General features: G+C 33.1%; 15 protein-coding genes. 4 read left to right on the forward strand and 11 right to left on the reverse strand.

What is annotated here, in order from left to right:
• Positions 1-103: 103 nt before the first annotated feature.
• The 3 genes from WN975_RS20580 to aspS all read right to left on the reverse strand — a co-directional run bounded on the left by WN975_RS20580 (position 104) and on the right by aspS (position 3,047).
• Positions 104-469 (reverse strand): NADH-quinone oxidoreductase subunit A, encoded by a 366-nt coding sequence (locus tag WN975_RS20580; RefSeq protein ID WP_230714226.1) that lies wholly within the window; start codon positions 467-469, stop codon positions 104-106.
• Positions 470-711: 242 nt separating this feature from the next.
• Complete coding sequence (locus WN975_RS20585) at positions 712-906, reverse strand: cold shock domain-containing protein (RefSeq protein WP_007137066.1); 195 nt, start codon at positions 904-906, stop codon at positions 712-714.
• 389 nt (positions 907-1,295) lie between these two features.
• The gene (gene aspS, locus WN975_RS20590; protein WP_337968119.1) at positions 1,296-3,047 is read right to left on the reverse strand and encodes an aspartate--tRNA ligase; all 1,752 of its coding nucleotides are present in this window, start codon (positions 3,045-3,047) and stop codon (positions 1,296-1,298) included.
• Between the two features lie 235 nt (positions 3,048-3,282).
• Between aspS and WN975_RS20595 the strand changes: the two genes are divergently transcribed.
• Positions 3,283-4,275, forward strand: coding sequence for a TlpA disulfide reductase family protein (locus WN975_RS20595; RefSeq protein ID WP_337968120.1), 993 nt, complete (start codon positions 3,283-3,285; stop codon positions 4,273-4,275).
• A 211-nt stretch (positions 4,276-4,486) separates the two neighbouring features.
• Complete coding sequence (locus WN975_RS20600) at positions 4,487-4,834, forward strand: membrane-binding protein (RefSeq protein ID WP_099710325.1); 348 nt, start codon at positions 4,487-4,489, stop codon at positions 4,832-4,834.
• Positions 4,835-5,084: 250 nt separating this feature from the next.
• On the opposite strand, the gene WN975_RS20605 is transcribed toward WN975_RS20600, so the two are convergent.
• From WN975_RS20605 to WN975_RS20635, 7 genes are all read right to left on the reverse strand, one after another.
• Positions 5,085-6,200: a PepSY-associated TM helix domain-containing protein gene (locus tag WN975_RS20605; RefSeq protein ID WP_337968121.1), complete on the reverse strand. Its 1,116-nt coding sequence runs from the start codon at positions 6,198-6,200 to the stop codon at positions 5,085-5,087.
• A 117-nt stretch (positions 6,201-6,317) separates the two neighbouring features.
• Positions 6,318-7,877 carry a PepSY domain-containing protein gene (locus WN975_RS20610; protein WP_337968122.1) on the reverse strand — a complete coding sequence of 520 codons (1,560 nt, stop codon included), beginning with the start codon at positions 7,875-7,877 and terminating at the stop codon, positions 6,318-6,320.
• 7 nt (positions 7,878-7,884) lie between these two features.
• Positions 7,885-8,187 (reverse strand): hypothetical protein, encoded by a 303-nt coding sequence (locus tag WN975_RS20615; RefSeq protein ID WP_337968123.1) that lies wholly within the window; start codon positions 8,185-8,187, stop codon positions 7,885-7,887.
• 18 nt (positions 8,188-8,205) lie between these two features.
• Positions 8,206-8,538 (reverse strand): hypothetical protein, encoded by a 333-nt coding sequence (locus WN975_RS20620; RefSeq protein ID WP_337968124.1) that lies wholly within the window; start codon positions 8,536-8,538, stop codon positions 8,206-8,208.
• Between the two features lie 60 nt (positions 8,539-8,598).
• Positions 8,599-11,094 carry a TonB-dependent receptor gene (locus WN975_RS20625; protein ID WP_337968125.1) on the reverse strand — a complete coding sequence of 832 codons (2,496 nt, stop codon included), beginning with the start codon at positions 11,092-11,094 and terminating at the stop codon, positions 8,599-8,601.
• Between the two features lie 227 nt (positions 11,095-11,321).
• On the reverse strand, positions 11,322-12,566 hold the full coding sequence (gene odhB / locus WN975_RS20630; RefSeq protein ID WP_121327584.1) for a 2-oxoglutarate dehydrogenase complex dihydrolipoyllysine-residue succinyltransferase: 1,245 nt from the start codon (positions 12,564-12,566) through the stop codon (positions 11,322-11,324).
• Positions 12,567-12,644: 78 nt separating this feature from the next.
• Positions 12,645-15,419, reverse strand: coding sequence for a 2-oxoglutarate dehydrogenase E1 component (locus tag WN975_RS20635; RefSeq protein WP_337968126.1), 2,775 nt, complete (start codon positions 15,417-15,419; stop codon positions 12,645-12,647).
• Positions 15,420-15,535: 116 nt separating this feature from the next.
• On the opposite strand from WN975_RS20635, the gene WN975_RS20640 reads away from it, so the two are divergent.
• Both WN975_RS20640 and WN975_RS20645 read left to right on the forward strand, forming a co-directional pair.
• On the forward strand, positions 15,536-16,087 hold the full coding sequence (locus WN975_RS20640; protein ID WP_337968127.1) for a hypothetical protein: 552 nt from the start codon (positions 15,536-15,538) through the stop codon (positions 16,085-16,087).
• Between the two features lie 47 nt (positions 16,088-16,134).
• Positions 16,135-16,644 carry a hypothetical protein gene (locus WN975_RS20645; protein ID WP_337968128.1) on the forward strand — a complete coding sequence of 170 codons (510 nt, stop codon included), beginning with the start codon at positions 16,135-16,137 and terminating at the stop codon, positions 16,642-16,644.
• Positions 16,645-16,693: 49 nt separating this feature from the next.
• On the opposite strand, the gene WN975_RS20650 is transcribed toward WN975_RS20645, so the two are convergent.
• Positions 16,694-17,047 carry a hypothetical protein gene (locus tag WN975_RS20650; RefSeq protein WP_337968129.1) on the reverse strand — a complete coding sequence of 118 codons (354 nt, stop codon included), beginning with the start codon at positions 17,045-17,047 and terminating at the stop codon, positions 16,694-16,696.
• Positions 17,048-17,054 lie beyond the last annotated feature (7 nt).

A 17,054-nucleotide genomic window follows, 5' to 3' on the forward strand; every position in this document is an offset into this window, starting at 1 on the left:
ATCAATTTTTTTAAATCAGTATTAAATTCAATTGAGGTTAAATTTTAAATTTTAATTCGAGATATATAATCTAAAATCAGAAATCTAAAATTTAAAATCATAATTATTCCCAGTCTAATGCTTTTTTCTTAATGATGTAGAAAAAGCCAACTAAAAGAAGTGACATAAACACGATCATTTTAAGCATTCCTTCAATTCCTAATTCTTTGAAGTTTACTGCCCATGGATAAAGGAAAATTACCTCTACATCAAACAATACGAACAAAATGGCAACCAGGAAATATTTTACCGAAAAAGGAATACGTGCGTTACCTACAGATTCGACACCACACTCAAAGTTTTTGTCTTTTACTTCAGAACTTCTTTTTGGGCCTAATTTTCCCGAAATAATGATTGTTCCTACCACAAATCCAATAGCTAAAATAGCTTGCATTAAAATAGGAATGTAACTGTATTGATCAGATTGCATAAACTTAGGGTTTTTACTTAAAGAATAAGCCACAAAGATAACTTTCAACTCTGTAAATCACAAGCTAAAAAAGGATTTAAGTAGGGTCGAAAAGGGTGTTTGTTTGTAATTTTTATCGATTATAAATAACAACTGTCTATTTTAAGATATTTTTAAGATTTGGGCAAAAAAAAAACGTCCCGATACTTCGGGACGTTTTCAAAACCATTCAGAGGCAAAAAAAATAAATTGCTATATTTTTCTTAGATTACTGCTACTTTAGCAGCAACTTTCCCTTTTCTTCCTTCTTCTTCTTCATAGCTTACACGGTCACCTTCGCGTAATTCTTCCGCGTTAATTCCTGAAGCGTGAACGAAGATATCTTTTCCTGTTTCTTCGTCTGTAATGAATCCATAACCTTTAGATTCATTGAAAAATTTTACTGTACCTGTACGCATTGTAATTGTAATAATAATTTATAATGAAGCAAATGTAATATATAAATTCATACAAAAGACAATAAGGTGTTAATTTTTTGTAAAAATTATTGATTCACAGTGTTTTCGCTATTTATATTGCATCAATTTTGATATGGAACTATTTTATTTAATATTTTGTAATTGTTAAATTAAATGTTAAAAAAGTAGCTTATAGTTTACAAAAAAATTGTATATTTTGCCAACTCGGTGATGTAAATCTATGTTTCTGAGGGAAAATACTTGTGTTTGCTGGTCTCGCATTTTTTGATAAGTATTTTGTTGATGTTCAAGTCAGAAGAAAAAGCAAAAAAAAACTACAACTAATAAGATTTAGCTGTAGTTTTTTATGTTTTTATATTTCTAAGAATTTAGATCAAATCAACTTTAATGTGTAATTCTTTTAATTGAGCATCGTCAATTGTTGCAGGAGCATCAATCATAACATCACGTCCTGAATTATTTTTTGGGAATGCGATAAAATCTCTAATCGTTTCCTGACCTCCTAAAATAGCAACCAATCTGTCTAAACCAAATGCTAAACCTCCGTGTGGCGGTGCTCCAAATTGGAAAGCATCCATTAAGAAACCAAATTGTGCTTTTGCTTCTTCTTCGGTAAAACCTAAATATTTAAACATTAATTGTTGAGTCGCTTTATCGTGAATACGAATAGATCCTCCACCAATTTCATTTCCGTTAAGAACCATATCATATGCATTAGCACGAACCTTTCCTGGTTCAGTTTCTAATAATTGCATGTCTTCTGGTTTTGGAGATGTAAATGGGTGATGCATCGCGTGGTAACGACCACTTTCTTCATCAAGTTCTAATAATGGGAAATCAACAACCCATAATGGAGCAAATTCTTCCGGATTACGTAAACCTAAACGAGTTGCTAATTCCATACGAAGTGCCGAAAGTTGCGCACGTGTTTTGTTAGCAGGACCTGAAAGTACAAAAATCATATCGCCAGGTTTTGCTCCTGTAATTTTTGCCCATTGTCCTAAATCATCCTGATCGTAGAATTTATCTACAGATGATTTAAAAGTTCCGTCGTCATTACATTTTGCATACACCATTCCTGATGCTCCAACTTGTGGACGTTTTACCCAGTCAATTAAAGCGTCAATTTCTTTACGAGTATAATTTCCTGCTCCCGGAACTGCAATTCCCACAACTAATTCAGCAGCATTGAATACTGGGAAATCTTTGTGTTGTGCAAATTCGTTTAACTCACCAAACTCCATTCCAAAACGAATGTCCGGTTTGTCATTTCCATATGTTTTCATGGCATAATCGTAGGTAATTCTTGGGAATTTATCTACTTCAATACCTTTAATTTCTTTTAGTAAATGTCTTGTAAGACCTTCAAAAACATTCAAAATGTCTTCTTGTTCCACAAATGCCATTTCGCAATCGATTTGTGTAAACTCAGGCTGACGGTCTGCACGCAAATCTTCGTCACGGAAACATTTCACGATTTGGAAATATTTATCCATTCCACCTACCATCAATAATTGTTTGAAAGTTTGTGGCGATTGTGGCAATGCATAAAATTGTCCTTCGTTCATACGGCTTGGTACAACGAAATCTCTCGCACCTTCAGGAGTCGATTTGATTAAGTAAGGAGTTTCAACTTCGCAGAAATCTAAATCAGATAGATATTTACGAACTTCCATTGCTACTTTATGACGGAATAATAAACTGTTTTTTACAGGATTTCTTCTAATGTCTAAGTAACGGTATTTCATTCTGATGTCTTCTCCACCATCAGTTTTATCTTCGATTGTAAATGGAGGCGTAAGAGCTGCATTTAAAATCGTCATTTCAGTTACCAAAATTTCAATATCACCAGTAGCAAGATTTTTATTTTTGGCTTCACGCTCAATAACAGTTCCTTTTACCTGAATTACAAATTCTCTACCTAAAGTTTTAGCCAGTTCAAAAACTTTTTCATCTGAACGACCTTTATCAAATAATAACTGAGTAATACCGTATCGGTCACGTAAATTAACCCAATTTATAAATCCTTTATCATTAGAGTTTTGAACCCAACCCGCTAGTGTAACTTCCGTATTAATATTTGAGGCGTTTAATTCGCCACAATTATGACTTCTATACATGATCAAAATTTTAGACTGCAAAAGTAAACACAAAATTCAAATTATACCATTTAAAATTAGAATTAACTATAAAAGAAAAATATCATTTTATTACATCAAATTCTGAGTTTAAATGAAGTAAAGGTTAGAAAGTGATAACAAACGACTTAACAAATTGAAAAATTTTTGTTAATTCTTAAATTTCTCAGCGGTAATTTCTTTAGATTTGGATCACTAAAAACAAATTTTAATTTATATGAACAAACTTTTTGTTACTGGTCTGTTGATTTTTAGCGCTTTGAATGTTATCGGTCAAGCCAAAAATCAAGTTAAATTTACAGCAAAAATTACGAATAGAAATAGTGACACCTTAGTCATTAAAGGAAATGATAACTTTAAACAAGTTATTCCGATTAACAAAAAGGAAATTTTTGTGGCTTCTTTTGATGCTCCAAAAGGATTTTATGTGTTTTCTGACGGAACTGAATCTTCAAGATTATATTTAAAACCAAATTCTGAGGTGAATTTAACGATGAATGCCAAAGAATTTGATGAAACTATTGTTTATAAAGGTAAAGGTGTTGACGAAAGTAATTTTCTGGCACAACAAGCTTTAAGAAATGAAAAGTTTGAAGAAGCTTTTACTAAAGAACCAGCTGAATTTACAGCACTTTTAGAAGCTAAGAAAAAGGAAGATGCTGAAAGTTTGGAGAAAGGCAAGTTTGATCCGGAATTTGTAACTGCGATGAAAAGTAATTTTGAGCGTTTCACTCAATATTCACTTGAAAATTATGAAAGAGCAGCAAAAGCAAATAAACTTACCGGAAAACCTTCGCCTGATTTTGATTATGAAAATCATAAAGGAGGAAAAACAAAATTATCTGATCTAAAAGGTAAATATGTTTATATCGATCTTTGGGCAACTTGGTGTGCGCCATGTAGAGCAGAGATTCCTTACCTTCAAAAAATTGAAGAAAAATATCATGGAAAAAACATTGAGTTCGTAAGTGTTTCAATTGATAAATTGAAAGACAACGAAAAATGGAAGAAATTTGTGGTAGATAAAAAATTAGGAGGTATTCAGTTATTTGCTGATAAAGATTGGGAATCTGAATTTGTTACGAATTATGGCGTTACAGGAATTCCAAGGTTTATTTTGATTGATCCAAACGGAAATGTTTTAAAAGCTGATGCTGCAAGACCGTCTGAACCAGAACTTCAAGCGCAGTTAGATACATTATTGAAGTAATTTATTTACCAAATTTACAACGTTATCGTAAATTTGTAGTTTTTATATAATCCCAGTAAAACCAATGCTTCGGCGTTGGTTTTTTTGTTTTTAGGATGTTTCCAATGTTAAGTTTTTATTCAATGTTACCAAATTGTTAAGTAAAAGTTTGTTTAATGTAAACATTTAACTATATTTGATAACGATTTGATAACATTAAATACCTAAAGATATGAAAAAGTGTGTAATTTTAGTTGCAATATTGTTCTCTGGAATTCTAGTTGCACAAGAGGTAAAACCTGAATTAGAAGTTGTTGGAAACAAAGTAAAAGCTACTTACTATTATGAAAATGGTAATGTACAACAAGAAGGCTTCTTTAAAGATGGTAAATTAGACGGCGTTTGGGTATCGTATGATGAAAAGGGAAATAAATTGGCTGTAGGAGAGTACACAGACGGAATGAAAACTGGAAAATGGATTTTCTTCAATGAAAAAAATCTTAGCGAAGTTGCTTATGAAAATAGTCAAGTAAGCTCAGTTAAAAATTTACAAAAAAATGCTTTGGCAAACAGAAATTAATACGATTTCGAACAACATAAAAAAAACCGCTCATTTAAAGCGGTTTTTTTTTGGTTAAGACATATTAGGAGATACATAAAATGTTTTGTATTAGCTAATTGTTTTAACCGCAAAGAACGCAAGTTTTTCTATTTATAAGATTTTATATAAACGCAAAGTTCGCAAAGCTATAATTGATAAAGCTTTGCGAACTTTGCGTTTGTAACCATAATAACAAGATAAAAAACTTGCGTTCTTTGCGGTTAAATTTTTATGCCTTTATTTTTTTGCAGGATTTATTTCTTCTTCCGTACCAAATTACAAAACCAGTTACTGGCAAAGCGGCTGCAGCTAAACTAATTATGAAAGCGATTATTTTTCCGGGTAGATCCAGAATTTGACCTGTGTGAATTCCATAATTCATTTCGACAACCTGCAATCCTAAACTCTTTTTTTGATAAGGATCACTTTGCATTAATTTTCCATCGCCAGGATGAAAATAATAATTACTCTGATGATCGTATCTTAAAGTATGCGGATAAGCTCCTGTATTTATTATGTCGCTTTTTTGTTGAGGAAAAGTAACAAAACACATTTCGGCTTTTGGCTGAAGTTTCATTGTTTCGATAAAAGCCCGATCGACAGCGGTAATCGAATTCATATCAAATTTAGTAGTATCGATTACGGGAGTTTTTGTTTCGGCAGCTTTATCGCCTCCAAAATTGAAAGTTTTATAAATTCCGTCGCCAACCCATTCGTATGTAAATGTTAAACCTGTAATAGCAATAATTACGGCTATTATCGAAATATAAAATCCAGAAGTATTGTGCCAATCATAGTTTACACGGCGCCATTTTGCAGACCATTTTACAGAAAAACTTCGCTTAATATCGCTTCGTCGTTTTGGCCACCATTGTATAATTCCTGAGATCAATAATAATATAAAGATGATTGTTGCGCCGCCAATAATGTGTTTTCCAATATAATCCGGCAAAAGCAAATACAAGTGAATGTATTCGACAATTATAAAGAAATCGGTTTTAGGATTTTCTGTTTTTAGATATTTGCCCGTGTACGGATTAAAATAAAGGTATAGATTCTCAGTGTCAGAATACTTATAGACAATTGCCGATCTATTTTTGCCATAGTAAGAAATCATGCTCGCTTTATTTTTTGGAGCAATTTCTTTGGCTTTTTCTTTTAAAACAGATGGTAATAAAAACGGCTTATTTTCGGGTTCAACAAAGCGCCATTCTTTACGGGTAATATCTTTTATTTCGTCATGAAAGCAAAAAATACAACCTGTAATACTTATAATAAAAACAATAAGCCCGGAAATTAATCCGAGCCATTTATGTAGAAAACGTACTTGTTTTTTGAAGCCCATTATTTGAATAAAAACGTAAAAGTATACGCTAAATCTATATGGGGCAAATATTTTATCTCTTTTAGCAGAAATCACCGCGTGAGTTATCGCAGATTTTTGTTAATTTTTGCGAGAGATTTATTTTATAACAACGACTTCTTTCTTCTGTTTTAAATGATAAGCGACATAAAGCGTTATTGAAGCCAGAACAATCCAGAAAACATCAATAAAGAAAACCTGAATTTTATTTTGCATAAATGAATTCCAAAACCAATTTCCGGAAACAATTCCGTTTGTAATAGGAATCAGAAATCCTAAAATACTTCCTGAGATCAAACAGAATCTGTTGGTAAATGCGTCGTTCTTTTTAAGAATAAAGAAGATTGTAAGCACTAACCATCCCACAAAATAAACAAGATATAAATTGTCCTGTGTCAACGGATAAAATATTTTGGTTACAATAAAAGCAAGTGCTGTAATAGGATACATGCTCAAACAAATCGCGAGATAAATGCGAACAACGGCAGCGTTAAAGCGTCTTTTTTTCTCTGGTAAATTATTTTTTTGTCTGGCAACTAACCAAATCATTACACCGGAAATAATCACAAAACAAGTGATAATTCCTAAAATGAAACTCACTATTTTTAAAGCATATCCGCCATAATCTCCAAAATGGATTCGGTACAAAACGTTTTTTACAACATCTAAATAGTTGTTTTGTGTAACAGGATTTTTTCTGGCGATTTCTTTTCCGTCAGCAATTCTGTAAATTACCTTTCCAATTCCGGTGAATTTTTTGTGAGCCAGCATTTCTCCTTCAACAATAACGTGCATGTTTGCATCGCCATAATTCTGAATAAAAACTCGGGTAATTTCAAAATCTTTCCAGTTGCTTTTCGCTTTTGCAACTAATTGATCGATGTTGAAAGGTGCGGCTAGTTTTTTATTGTCAAATTTATAAGCGGGATCGTTGTATTCTAATTCTTTGTATAATTTATCCTGATCGCCTTTGTACAAAGCCATTACGGCTGGAGCAACAATCAGAAGTTTTATCATAAAAAAAGCTCCCGTTACCGCATATACAAACTGAAATGGTAAACCAATCATTCCTAATGCTGTATGCGCATCTGTCCATAATGTTTTTAATTTTTCCTTTGGACGGAAAATATAAAAGTTCGAAACAATTTTTTTCCAGTGTAATAAAAGCCCAGTTACAATCGCAAATAAAAAGAATAATGCTGTGAAACCTGAAAGATAATAACCAACAGGATAAGGTATTTGAGCTAAGAAATGTAAACGATATAAAAATTCTCCTAATGAATAAGATTCTTCATAAGTAAAAGTTTTGAAGGTCTTAGTATCAAGATAGAAAAAGCTTCCTTCTTTTTGTTTGGCTGGAGCCAAAGTATCTTTGGTGCCTTCCATGTAAACGGCAACTCTTCTTTCGTTACTTGGTTTAGAAATAGTAATGTTTCTTCCGTGTAAGGTATATGCTTTGTCGAGTTTCTTTAAAGCCGTGTTGTAATCCAGTTGAATTTCTTTTGTAATTGCAGTAGATTCACTTCTTTCCCAATTGATAATTTCATCTCTAAAAAAAGAAAAAGATCCTGCAAAGAAAATAACAAAAAGCACAACACTGATTACGATTCCGCTAACAGTATGCGTATGAAAATAGATATTATAATTACGGTTATTCATAAGTTGGTTATTGCGCGGTTGGATTATAGGTTTGGCCTAAATAAATGAAAAGACAAAAAAGTAAACTTAATAAGAGGTAAATACCCCAGATTTTCCATCCATTTTTAGCTAAAAAAGCAATCACCATTAGAGCAACCCAAAGAATGAATCCGCTAAAAGCCATTGTCATTAAGATATTAGCGCGGTTAAACCAAGCCGCTAAAGCCAAATGAAATGTGACTGAAACAAAATAGCCGCCTAGAATGGCAGCAGTTATTTTGGCAAATCGTTGCCATTTTGATTGGGTTAGATATTTTGGATTTGCTGGCATATTTTGGTTAGAAATGGTTTAGTTGTAATAAAATTCTAATAAAGCAATTAAGATAAAAAGAGCCATTATAACTTTAATGTTGACTTTTTTTAAAGGTTTTAAAATGATAATTAAACTTCCAATTGCCATTAGCTGAATAAAAAACATCAATGTGCCACAACCTAACGATTGTGTAAAAAGCCATAATGAATAGGCGAGTAGTAAAAGTGCTAATCCGGTAATTTTGGTTTGCTTCGGATTTTTTTTCATCCATTTTTCAAAACCTAAATCATAAGATAAAACAGCTCTTTTTGAGGTGTAATAAAGAGTATAAAAAGCTAGAAAAACTATAAGGCTGGCTATTGTAATCATAATCTTTAAAATTTAAAAAACACCTTTCTCCTAAAAGAAAGGTGTTTGGAGTTTTTTTTATTAAAATCTGTATGAGAAATTCGCAGAAACGGATCTCATGTTTTTTGGGTGAATTGTAGACCAACCATCGTAAGTATCAACATTGGCAATATTGTCTAATTTTAATGTCAATGTAAATTTCTCTGTTCCGTAGAAAATAGAAGAATTTAAAACAGTATAAGAAGGAATTGCAAATTGACCTACAACGTTTCTATTCATAATTAAGTTTTTGTCGGCATAATTTCCACCAAAACCTAAACCAAAACCTTGTAAATCTCCTTGAGGAAATTTGTAGCTTGCCCAAAAGTTTGCTGTGTTTCTAGGTCCTGAACTCTCAGGTCTGTTTCCTACGAACGAAGGATCTCCAGCATTTAAGACAGCGTCTACATAGCTGTAACCAGCAACAATGTTTAAACCAGTAACTGGATTTGCAACGATTTCTGCTTCAAAACCTTTGTTTCTTTGTTCTCCATCTTGAAAAGAAGTTTGAGTTGGTACTCCGCCTGTAGAACCATAAACAGTATAAACCTGATCTGTTACTTTGATGTCATAATAGCTAAATGTTGCGTAAAGTTTGTCTTTAAAAACATTTAATTTCGTTCCAACTTCAAATTGATTAGCGTGTTCTGGTTTGAAAGTTCTTGGAATAGATGCGCCGCTTAAACCAATATCACTCGTTGGAGCTGTGTTAGTAAAGCCATCCATATAGTTGGCAAAAATCGAAACTTTGTCAATAATTGGCTGGTAAACTAAACCAAATTTTGGTGAAAAAGAAGTTTGATTAAAATCATCAGCATTTGTAGTAACGTCACCGGCAGTCATAAAACGGTCTACACGTAAACTGGCCATTGCAGATAATGCAGGAGTAATATTGATTACATCTGATGCATAAGCACTAATAACTTCTTGTTTCGTTTTGTTATTGTTTGCAGTAGTTTCTGCTATAAGTTTATCAGAACCAGCTTTTGTTAGGTTACCGCTGTCACCATTTGTAATATATTTTGCAGGATCAGTAATGCCGAATACATATTGGTTTACAGTTGCTAAATCTAAATTTCCAATATAAACTCTTCCATTAGATACGTATCCAGAACCATTGTCAACTTGACCTCTGTTAAAGTAGTCTAAACCAACAACAATTCTATTTCTTAAGTTTCCAAGTTTAAAATCGCCAATAAAGTTTTGTTGAATATCGGTTGTTAAAGTTGTTGTATTTTGATAATTCATTGAACGCCCTAAAACAATTCCTTGATTTACCTGTGCAGGGAAAAATTGTGTGCCTTCATATAAATAAGTATAATACCCTTCAGATTGAGATGATCCTCTAGATAGAACCGTTTGAGAAGTCCATTCATCAGAGAATTTGTAATTCATTTGTCCTTGAAGAGAGTAAGAAGGAGTTTCAATCGCAAGTTCATTACTTGTATAAGAACGTTTGTTATTATAACCCAATTCATCCATATTATGAACTCTTAACGGTGCACCTCTGTCTAAAAATAACATAGTAGGATTCGTCTGTTTATTGTTCATGAATTCAGTATTAATAAAGAACGAAAGTCTGTCACTAGCTTGGTAAGATAAAGATGGAGCAAAGAAAAATGATTTTCTAAATCCAGCATCTTGAAAGCTGTTTTCTGTATGATATGCAGTATTAACTCTGAAATTAATTTTGTGTTCATCGTCTACAGGAGTATTAATGTCTGCAGTTACACGGTTTAATCCATAGCTTCCTGCTGTATAGCTTACCTCTCCGCCAAAGTGATCGTACGGTTTTTTAGTAGTTAAGTTGATTAAACCTCCGTAAGAAATTAAACTACTTCCAAATAAAGTTCCAGAAGGTCCTTTAATAACTTCAATTTTATCAATATTTGCGGGATCTATACTTCCGTTATTCAACGCAGGTAATCCATTCGTCATTGTTGGCTGCACAGCAAATCCTCTTAGAGAGAAATATCCGGCACCGTCACCACCACGTCCGGTAGAAGCCCAAAGCGGAGATAATCCTGGTGCGTTTTTAAGAGCATCATCGATATTTGTAACCACTTGTTCTTTTAAAAGTTCGCTTGTGATAGTAGTGTAAACTTGTGGATTCTCAAGATTTTTAAGTGGTAATCTTGAAACTTGTTGTGTTTCTTTACGAGCTAATGGATTTTTTTTACCACTACCATTAATTACAATTTCGTCTAATTGTTCAGAATTTGAACTAATTGTGAAATCTTCTATTATTTCGTCACCCGCATTTAGAGAAATGCTTTTTTCTTTTGATGAATGTCCAACAGAAGAAACTTTAATTACATAACTTCCTGGTTTAAGATTTTTAATCTCGTAAAAACCATTACTGTCTGTATTTGTTCCTATTTTAGTTCCTTTTAGAACTACAGAAACATTGTCTGCAGCCTGATTGTTTGCTAAACTAATTTGTCCTTTTATGCTCGCTTTTTCCTGTGCAGAAATTGTAGTGCTTGCTAATAGAAAAAAACAAAAGCTTAAGAAAGAAATTGTAAATTTATATTTCATTTTTATTTCATTTTTATTTAGAATTGATTTTAATAGCGCAAATTTAAGTGTTGAATATCAACTATACAAGCTATTCTTATTTATTCTAAATAAAATATTTTTTAAAGGGTAAAATTTACGTTTATTTAAAAAATTAACATCTTAAGCATATTTTAATCTAATCTTAAGACAAAAAAGCCTGTTCAAATGAATGAACAGGCTTTTATTATTGTTGAAAATTATTACAATTACAATTCTAAAGCACGTTTAGCATCGCCATTCATTAATAATTCTACTGGATTTTCTAAAGCTTCTTTTACAGCAACTAAGAAACCAACAGACTCACGTCCGTCAATAATTCTGTGGTCATAAGAAAGTGCTACGTACATCATTGGATGAATTTCAACTTTACCATTTACAGCAATTGGACGCTCAATAATATTGTGCATTCCTAAGATTCCTGATTGAGGAGGATTGATAATTGGAGTACTTAACATACTTCCAAAAACACCACCATTTGTAATTGTGAAAGTTCCTCCAGTCATATCATCAACAGTGATTTGACCGTCACGAGCTCTAAGTGCTAATCTTTTGATTTCAGCTTCAATTCCACGGAAAGTTAATAATTCAGCATTACGAACAACAGGAACCATTAAACCTTTTGGTCCTGAAACTGCGATAGAGATATCGGCAAAATCGTAAGCAATTTTATAATCACCATCCATCATAGAGTTAACATCAGGATATAATTGTAAAGCTCTTGTAACTGCTTTTGTAAAAAATGACATAAAACCTAATCCTAAACCACCATGTTTTGCTTTGAAAGCATCTTTGTATTCGTTACGAATTTGGTTAATTGGCGTCATGTTAACTTCGTTGAAAGTAGTTAACATTGCAGTTTCGTTTTTAGCAGCAACCAATCTCTCTGCTACTTTACGACGTAACATAGATAATTTTGTACGCTCAGTTCCACGGCTTCCACCAGTTGGAGTTCCCATAGAAGGTACTGCATTTACAGCATCATCTTTAGTGATTCTTCCGCCTTTACCAGTTCCTGAAACAGTTGCTGGTGCTATGTTTTTTTCGTCTAATATTTTTCTTGCTGCCGGAGATGGAGTTCCAGCTGCATAACTTGTAGCTGCCGGAGCTTGTACTGGTGCTGCTTTTGGAGCCTCAGCTTTTACTTCAGCCTTTGGTGCTTCTGCTTTTGGAGCCTCAGCCGCTGGTGCAGCCGGAGCATCACCTGCAGGTTTTACACCATCAGTATCAATTAAACAAACTACAGCTCCTACTGCAACAGCATCACCTTCTTCTGCTTTAAGCGTAATAATTCCACTCATTTCAGCCGGTAATTCAAGAGTTGCTTTATCTGAATCAACTTCAGCAATAGCTTGATCTTTTTCTACATAATCTCCGTCTTTTACTAACCAAGTTGCAATTTCAACTTCTTTTATTGATTCCCCTGGTGATGGGACTTTCATTTCTAAAATCATCTTATTTTTTGTTTAAGGTTTTTATGGTTTCAGGTTTCAAGTTGTTAAACCTGAAACCTGAAACTTGAAACATTCTTTTTATCTGAATAAATTTTTATCGAAAACCATTCTAATTGCATCTGCATGACGACGTTTTGCACGTGTGTAACTTCCTGAAGCAGGCGCAGCATAAGCTTTTAACGAAGCTAATCTCCATTTTACAAGATCAAAGTTCATTAACATAAAGCTGTAAGCTCCCATGTTTTTAGGTTCTTCCTGAGCCCAAACATAATCATCAGCATTTGGATATTGTGCGATAATTGCTTTTAATTGCTCAACAGGTAAAGGGAATAATTGCTCGATACGAACAACTGCAACGTCATTTCTTCCGTTGTTTTCTCTTTCAGCAACAATGTCATAATAGAATTTACCAGTAACGAAAACTAAAGTTTTTACTGCTTTTTTATCTACTGCATTATCATCAATTGTTTCCTGGAAACTTCCTGTTGCTAATTCTTCAACTGTAGACACACATCTTGGATCACGCAATAAACTTTTTGGAGAGAAAACTACCAAAGGTTTACGGAAATTCGTTTTCATTTGTCTTCTCAATAAGTGGAAGAAGTTTGCTGGAGTTGTACAATCTGCAACATACATATTTTGTCTTGCACAAAGTTGTAAATAACGCTCCATTCTTGCAGAAGAGTGTTCTGCACCTTGTCCTTCATATCCGTGAGGTAATAATAAAACGATACCATTTTGGTTGTTCCATTTATCTTCACCACATGAAATATATTGGTCAATCATAATTTGAGCTCCATTAGAGAAATCTCCAAATTGTGCTTCCCAAATAGTTAATGCGTTTGGATTAGCCAATGCATATCCATAATCAAAACCAAGAACTCCGTACTCAGATAAAAGAGAGTTGAAAACGCCAAATTTTCCTTTTTTGTTTTCGATTCCGTTTAATAGAATTACTTCTTCTTCAGAATCTTCTACTTTTACAACAGCATGACGGTGAGAGAATGTACCACGCTCTACGTCCTGACCAGAAATACGAACATCAAATCCTTCTGTCAAAAGTGAACCGTAAGCTAATGCTTCTGCAGTTCCCCAATCGATAGTGTTGTTGTCGTATCCAGTTTTTCTATCGGTAACAATTTTAGTTATTTTACTGATGAATTTCTTTTCTGCAGGTAAAGTTGAAATTGTATTGATGATAGAATCCAATCCTTTTTTATCAAAAGAAGTATCTACTTTTTCAAGCATTTGCGTATCAGTTACCTGAACAAATCCATCCCATTCGTTTTTCATGAATGGAGTTATAATCGTCAAATCTTTTTTACGAGAAGCTTCTAAATTCACTTCCATTGTAGATTTGTATTCTTTTTCTAATGCATTTACATAAGAAGCATCGATTACGCCATCAGACAATAATTTCTCAGCATAAATATCTCTTGGATTTTTATGTTTTGCGATGATTTTATATAAAACCGGTTGAGTAAAACGAGGTTCGTCACCTTCGTTATGACCGTATTTTCTGTATCCTAATAAGTCGATAAATACGTCACGTCCAAATTGCATTCTGTAATCTAATGCAAAAGATACCGCGTGTACAACAGCTTCAGCATCATCAGCATTTACGTGTAATACTGGCGAAAGTGTAACTTTAGCAACGTCTGTACAATAAGTAGAAGAACGAGCGTCTAAATAGTTTGTAGTAAAACCAACCTGGTTGTTGATTACAATATGGATTGTTCCTCCAGTTTTGTAACCGTCAAGTTGTGCCATTTGAATGATTTCATACAAGATTCCCTGACCTGCAATTGCAGCATCTCCGTGAACGGCAATAGGTAATACTTTAGAGAAATCATCAGCATAATATTTATCTTGTTTTGCTCTTGTGATTCCTTCAATTACAGCTCCAACCGTTTCTAAGTGAGAAGGGTTTGGTGCTAAATTGATATTGATGCTTTTTCCTGATCTTGTTTTTTTGTCAGCCGTAAGACCTAAGTGGTATTTTACGTCACCATCAAAATATTCCTGATCGTAATCTTTACCGTCAAATTCGCCAAAGATATCCTGAGTTGATTTTCCGAAGATGTTTGCCAAAACGTTCAAACGACCACGGTGAGCCATTCCCATTACGAATTGTTCAACACCTTTTTCAGCAGCTTGTTCGATCAAAGCGTCTAAAGCCGGAATAATAGATTCTCCACCTTCAAGTGAGAATCTTTTTTGACCAACATATTTAGTATGTAAGAAGTTCTCGAAAGAAACAGCTTGATTTAATTTATCTAAGATAGTTTTCTTTTCTTCAGAAGAGAAATTAGGCTGATTAACATTAATCGCTAGTTTTTCCTGAATCCATTTTACAACGCCAGGATTTCTGATGTACATATATTCAATACCAATGTGTTGGCAGTAAATAGCTTTAAGACGGTTTACGATAGCTTCTAAAGAAGAAGGTGGTATTCCGATAGTTTGAGCAGCATCAAAAACTGTTGAAAGATCAGCAGTTGTTAATCCAAAATTTTCGATATCTAAAGTTGGAGACGAAGTTCTACGGTCACGAACAGGATTTGTTTTTGTAAACAAATGTCCTCTTGTGCGGTATCCATCAATTAATTTTAGAACGTTGAATTCTTTTTGTAGTTTTTCTGAAACTTTACTGTAATCTGTGTTGTCGCTAGTCACATATTCAACAATTTGTTGAACTGGATTTTCGTCATTATAAGTCGTTTGGCCAAAGTCGAAACCTTGAAAAAAACTTCTCCAGCTTGGCTCAACGCTATCTGGATTTACTAAATACTGATCATATAATTGTGCGAAAAACTCTGTATGCGCTGCATTTAAAAATGAAAACCTATCCATAATATGAGTGAATATACTTTTTGTTAAATAGAATGGCAAAAGTACAACAATCGCCTTTATTTAGATCTTTTTTTTACGTACTTTTACGTAAAAATTTGTTAAAATAAACGTTAAGTATGTGTATAAATCAAATTTCAATCGTTTTCAAAACATTTTTTGTGATTTTGATAGTCTCTTTTTCAAGTTCGGCAATTGCCCAACAAAAGTATGTGATAGACAACAGCAATCATTTTTGGGATAAAGTTCAATTTGGTGGCGGACTTGGTTTAGGAATTGGTTCTGGTTACACGGATATCTCTGTTATGCCAAGCGCAATCTACAATGTTAATGAAATTGTGGCTTTTGGAGTAGGTTTACAGTTTGGATATTTATCTTCAAAAAACTATTATGATTCGTTTGTTTACGGAGGAAGTTTGGTTACACTTGTAAACCCAATTCCCGAAATTCAATTGTCTGCAGAATTAGAGCAAGTGCGAATAAACACCAGTTATGATTCAACGCCATACCGACCTTCTTACTCTGATAATTATTGGAATACCGCTTTATATCTTGGAGCAGGTTACAGAACCGGAAGCGTAACCGTTGGTGCGCGTTATGATGTTTTGTACAATGCACAAACGAGTCTTTATGGTTCTGGATTTATGCCTTTTGTGAGAGTTTATTTTTGATTTAAAGTTGCTAAGGTTTTGAGTTGCTAAGTTTCTAAGTTTTTTTTATGAAGTATTATACTTATTGGTCTATTTCTGATTTACCAACTAATATAAGATCCTTTGAGGTCTTTTTTTGGGTTGCAATAGTTTCGTTTATTCTTTGGGTTTTAATTAAAAAATTCAAAAAGAACAATGATGATTATGAAAAGATAATATTATTGTGGACAACTGGAATATTTTTTAGTTTATCAGTAAGTATGTTTTTATATCTGAAATTTTTTATAAAAGATACTACAGACGAAAGAATTCAGAATGTTTTTAATTCCCAGAATGTACTAGTAGTTGAAGGTTTAATTTCAGATTTTGAAAGGCAAATACAGTTTAAGAAAATGGGAAGTATTACAACAGAAAGTTTTGTTGTTGATTCAATTCAATTTAGATATAATGATGTGTTATTAGGTCAATTTAATCATTTCGGTAAAACAAAAAACGGAATTTTTAGAGATCACTTACCTGTTAAAATAACATATGCAAAAGAAAATCACGAAATTATAAAAATAGAAATTGCTAAATAACGTATTAAAAAACCTTAGAACCTTAGCATCTCAGGGCCTCAGAACCTTACTACTTAAAATTTTTCCTAAACCATACTTTTTGCCATTCTCTTTTCAATACTAAAAAAGCAACCTGTTCTGCAAGAATTACCAAATCAGAACCGTCTAGTTTTTTGATTTCGTCTTCAGAAACATCGATGATATAAAGTAGGTTTAGATATTCAGCAAATTTGTACTGAATCATTCTGTAGATTTTTTCGTGAAGCTGAATTTTTAATTCATCCGGAGAAATGCTTAACGGAAAATCGATGCCTTCATTTGCCAAATTAAAGTCCTTATTAATTTGTTCAATCAGGTTTAGATATAGGTTTTCTTTTTCGGCATCAGCCAATAAAAAATCGGTATTTTCAGGAATTGGAAACATTGATGCT

The organism is uncultured Flavobacterium sp. (genome assembly GCF_951805225.1).
GTDB lineage: Bacteria > Bacteroidota > Bacteroidia > Flavobacteriales > Flavobacteriaceae > Flavobacterium.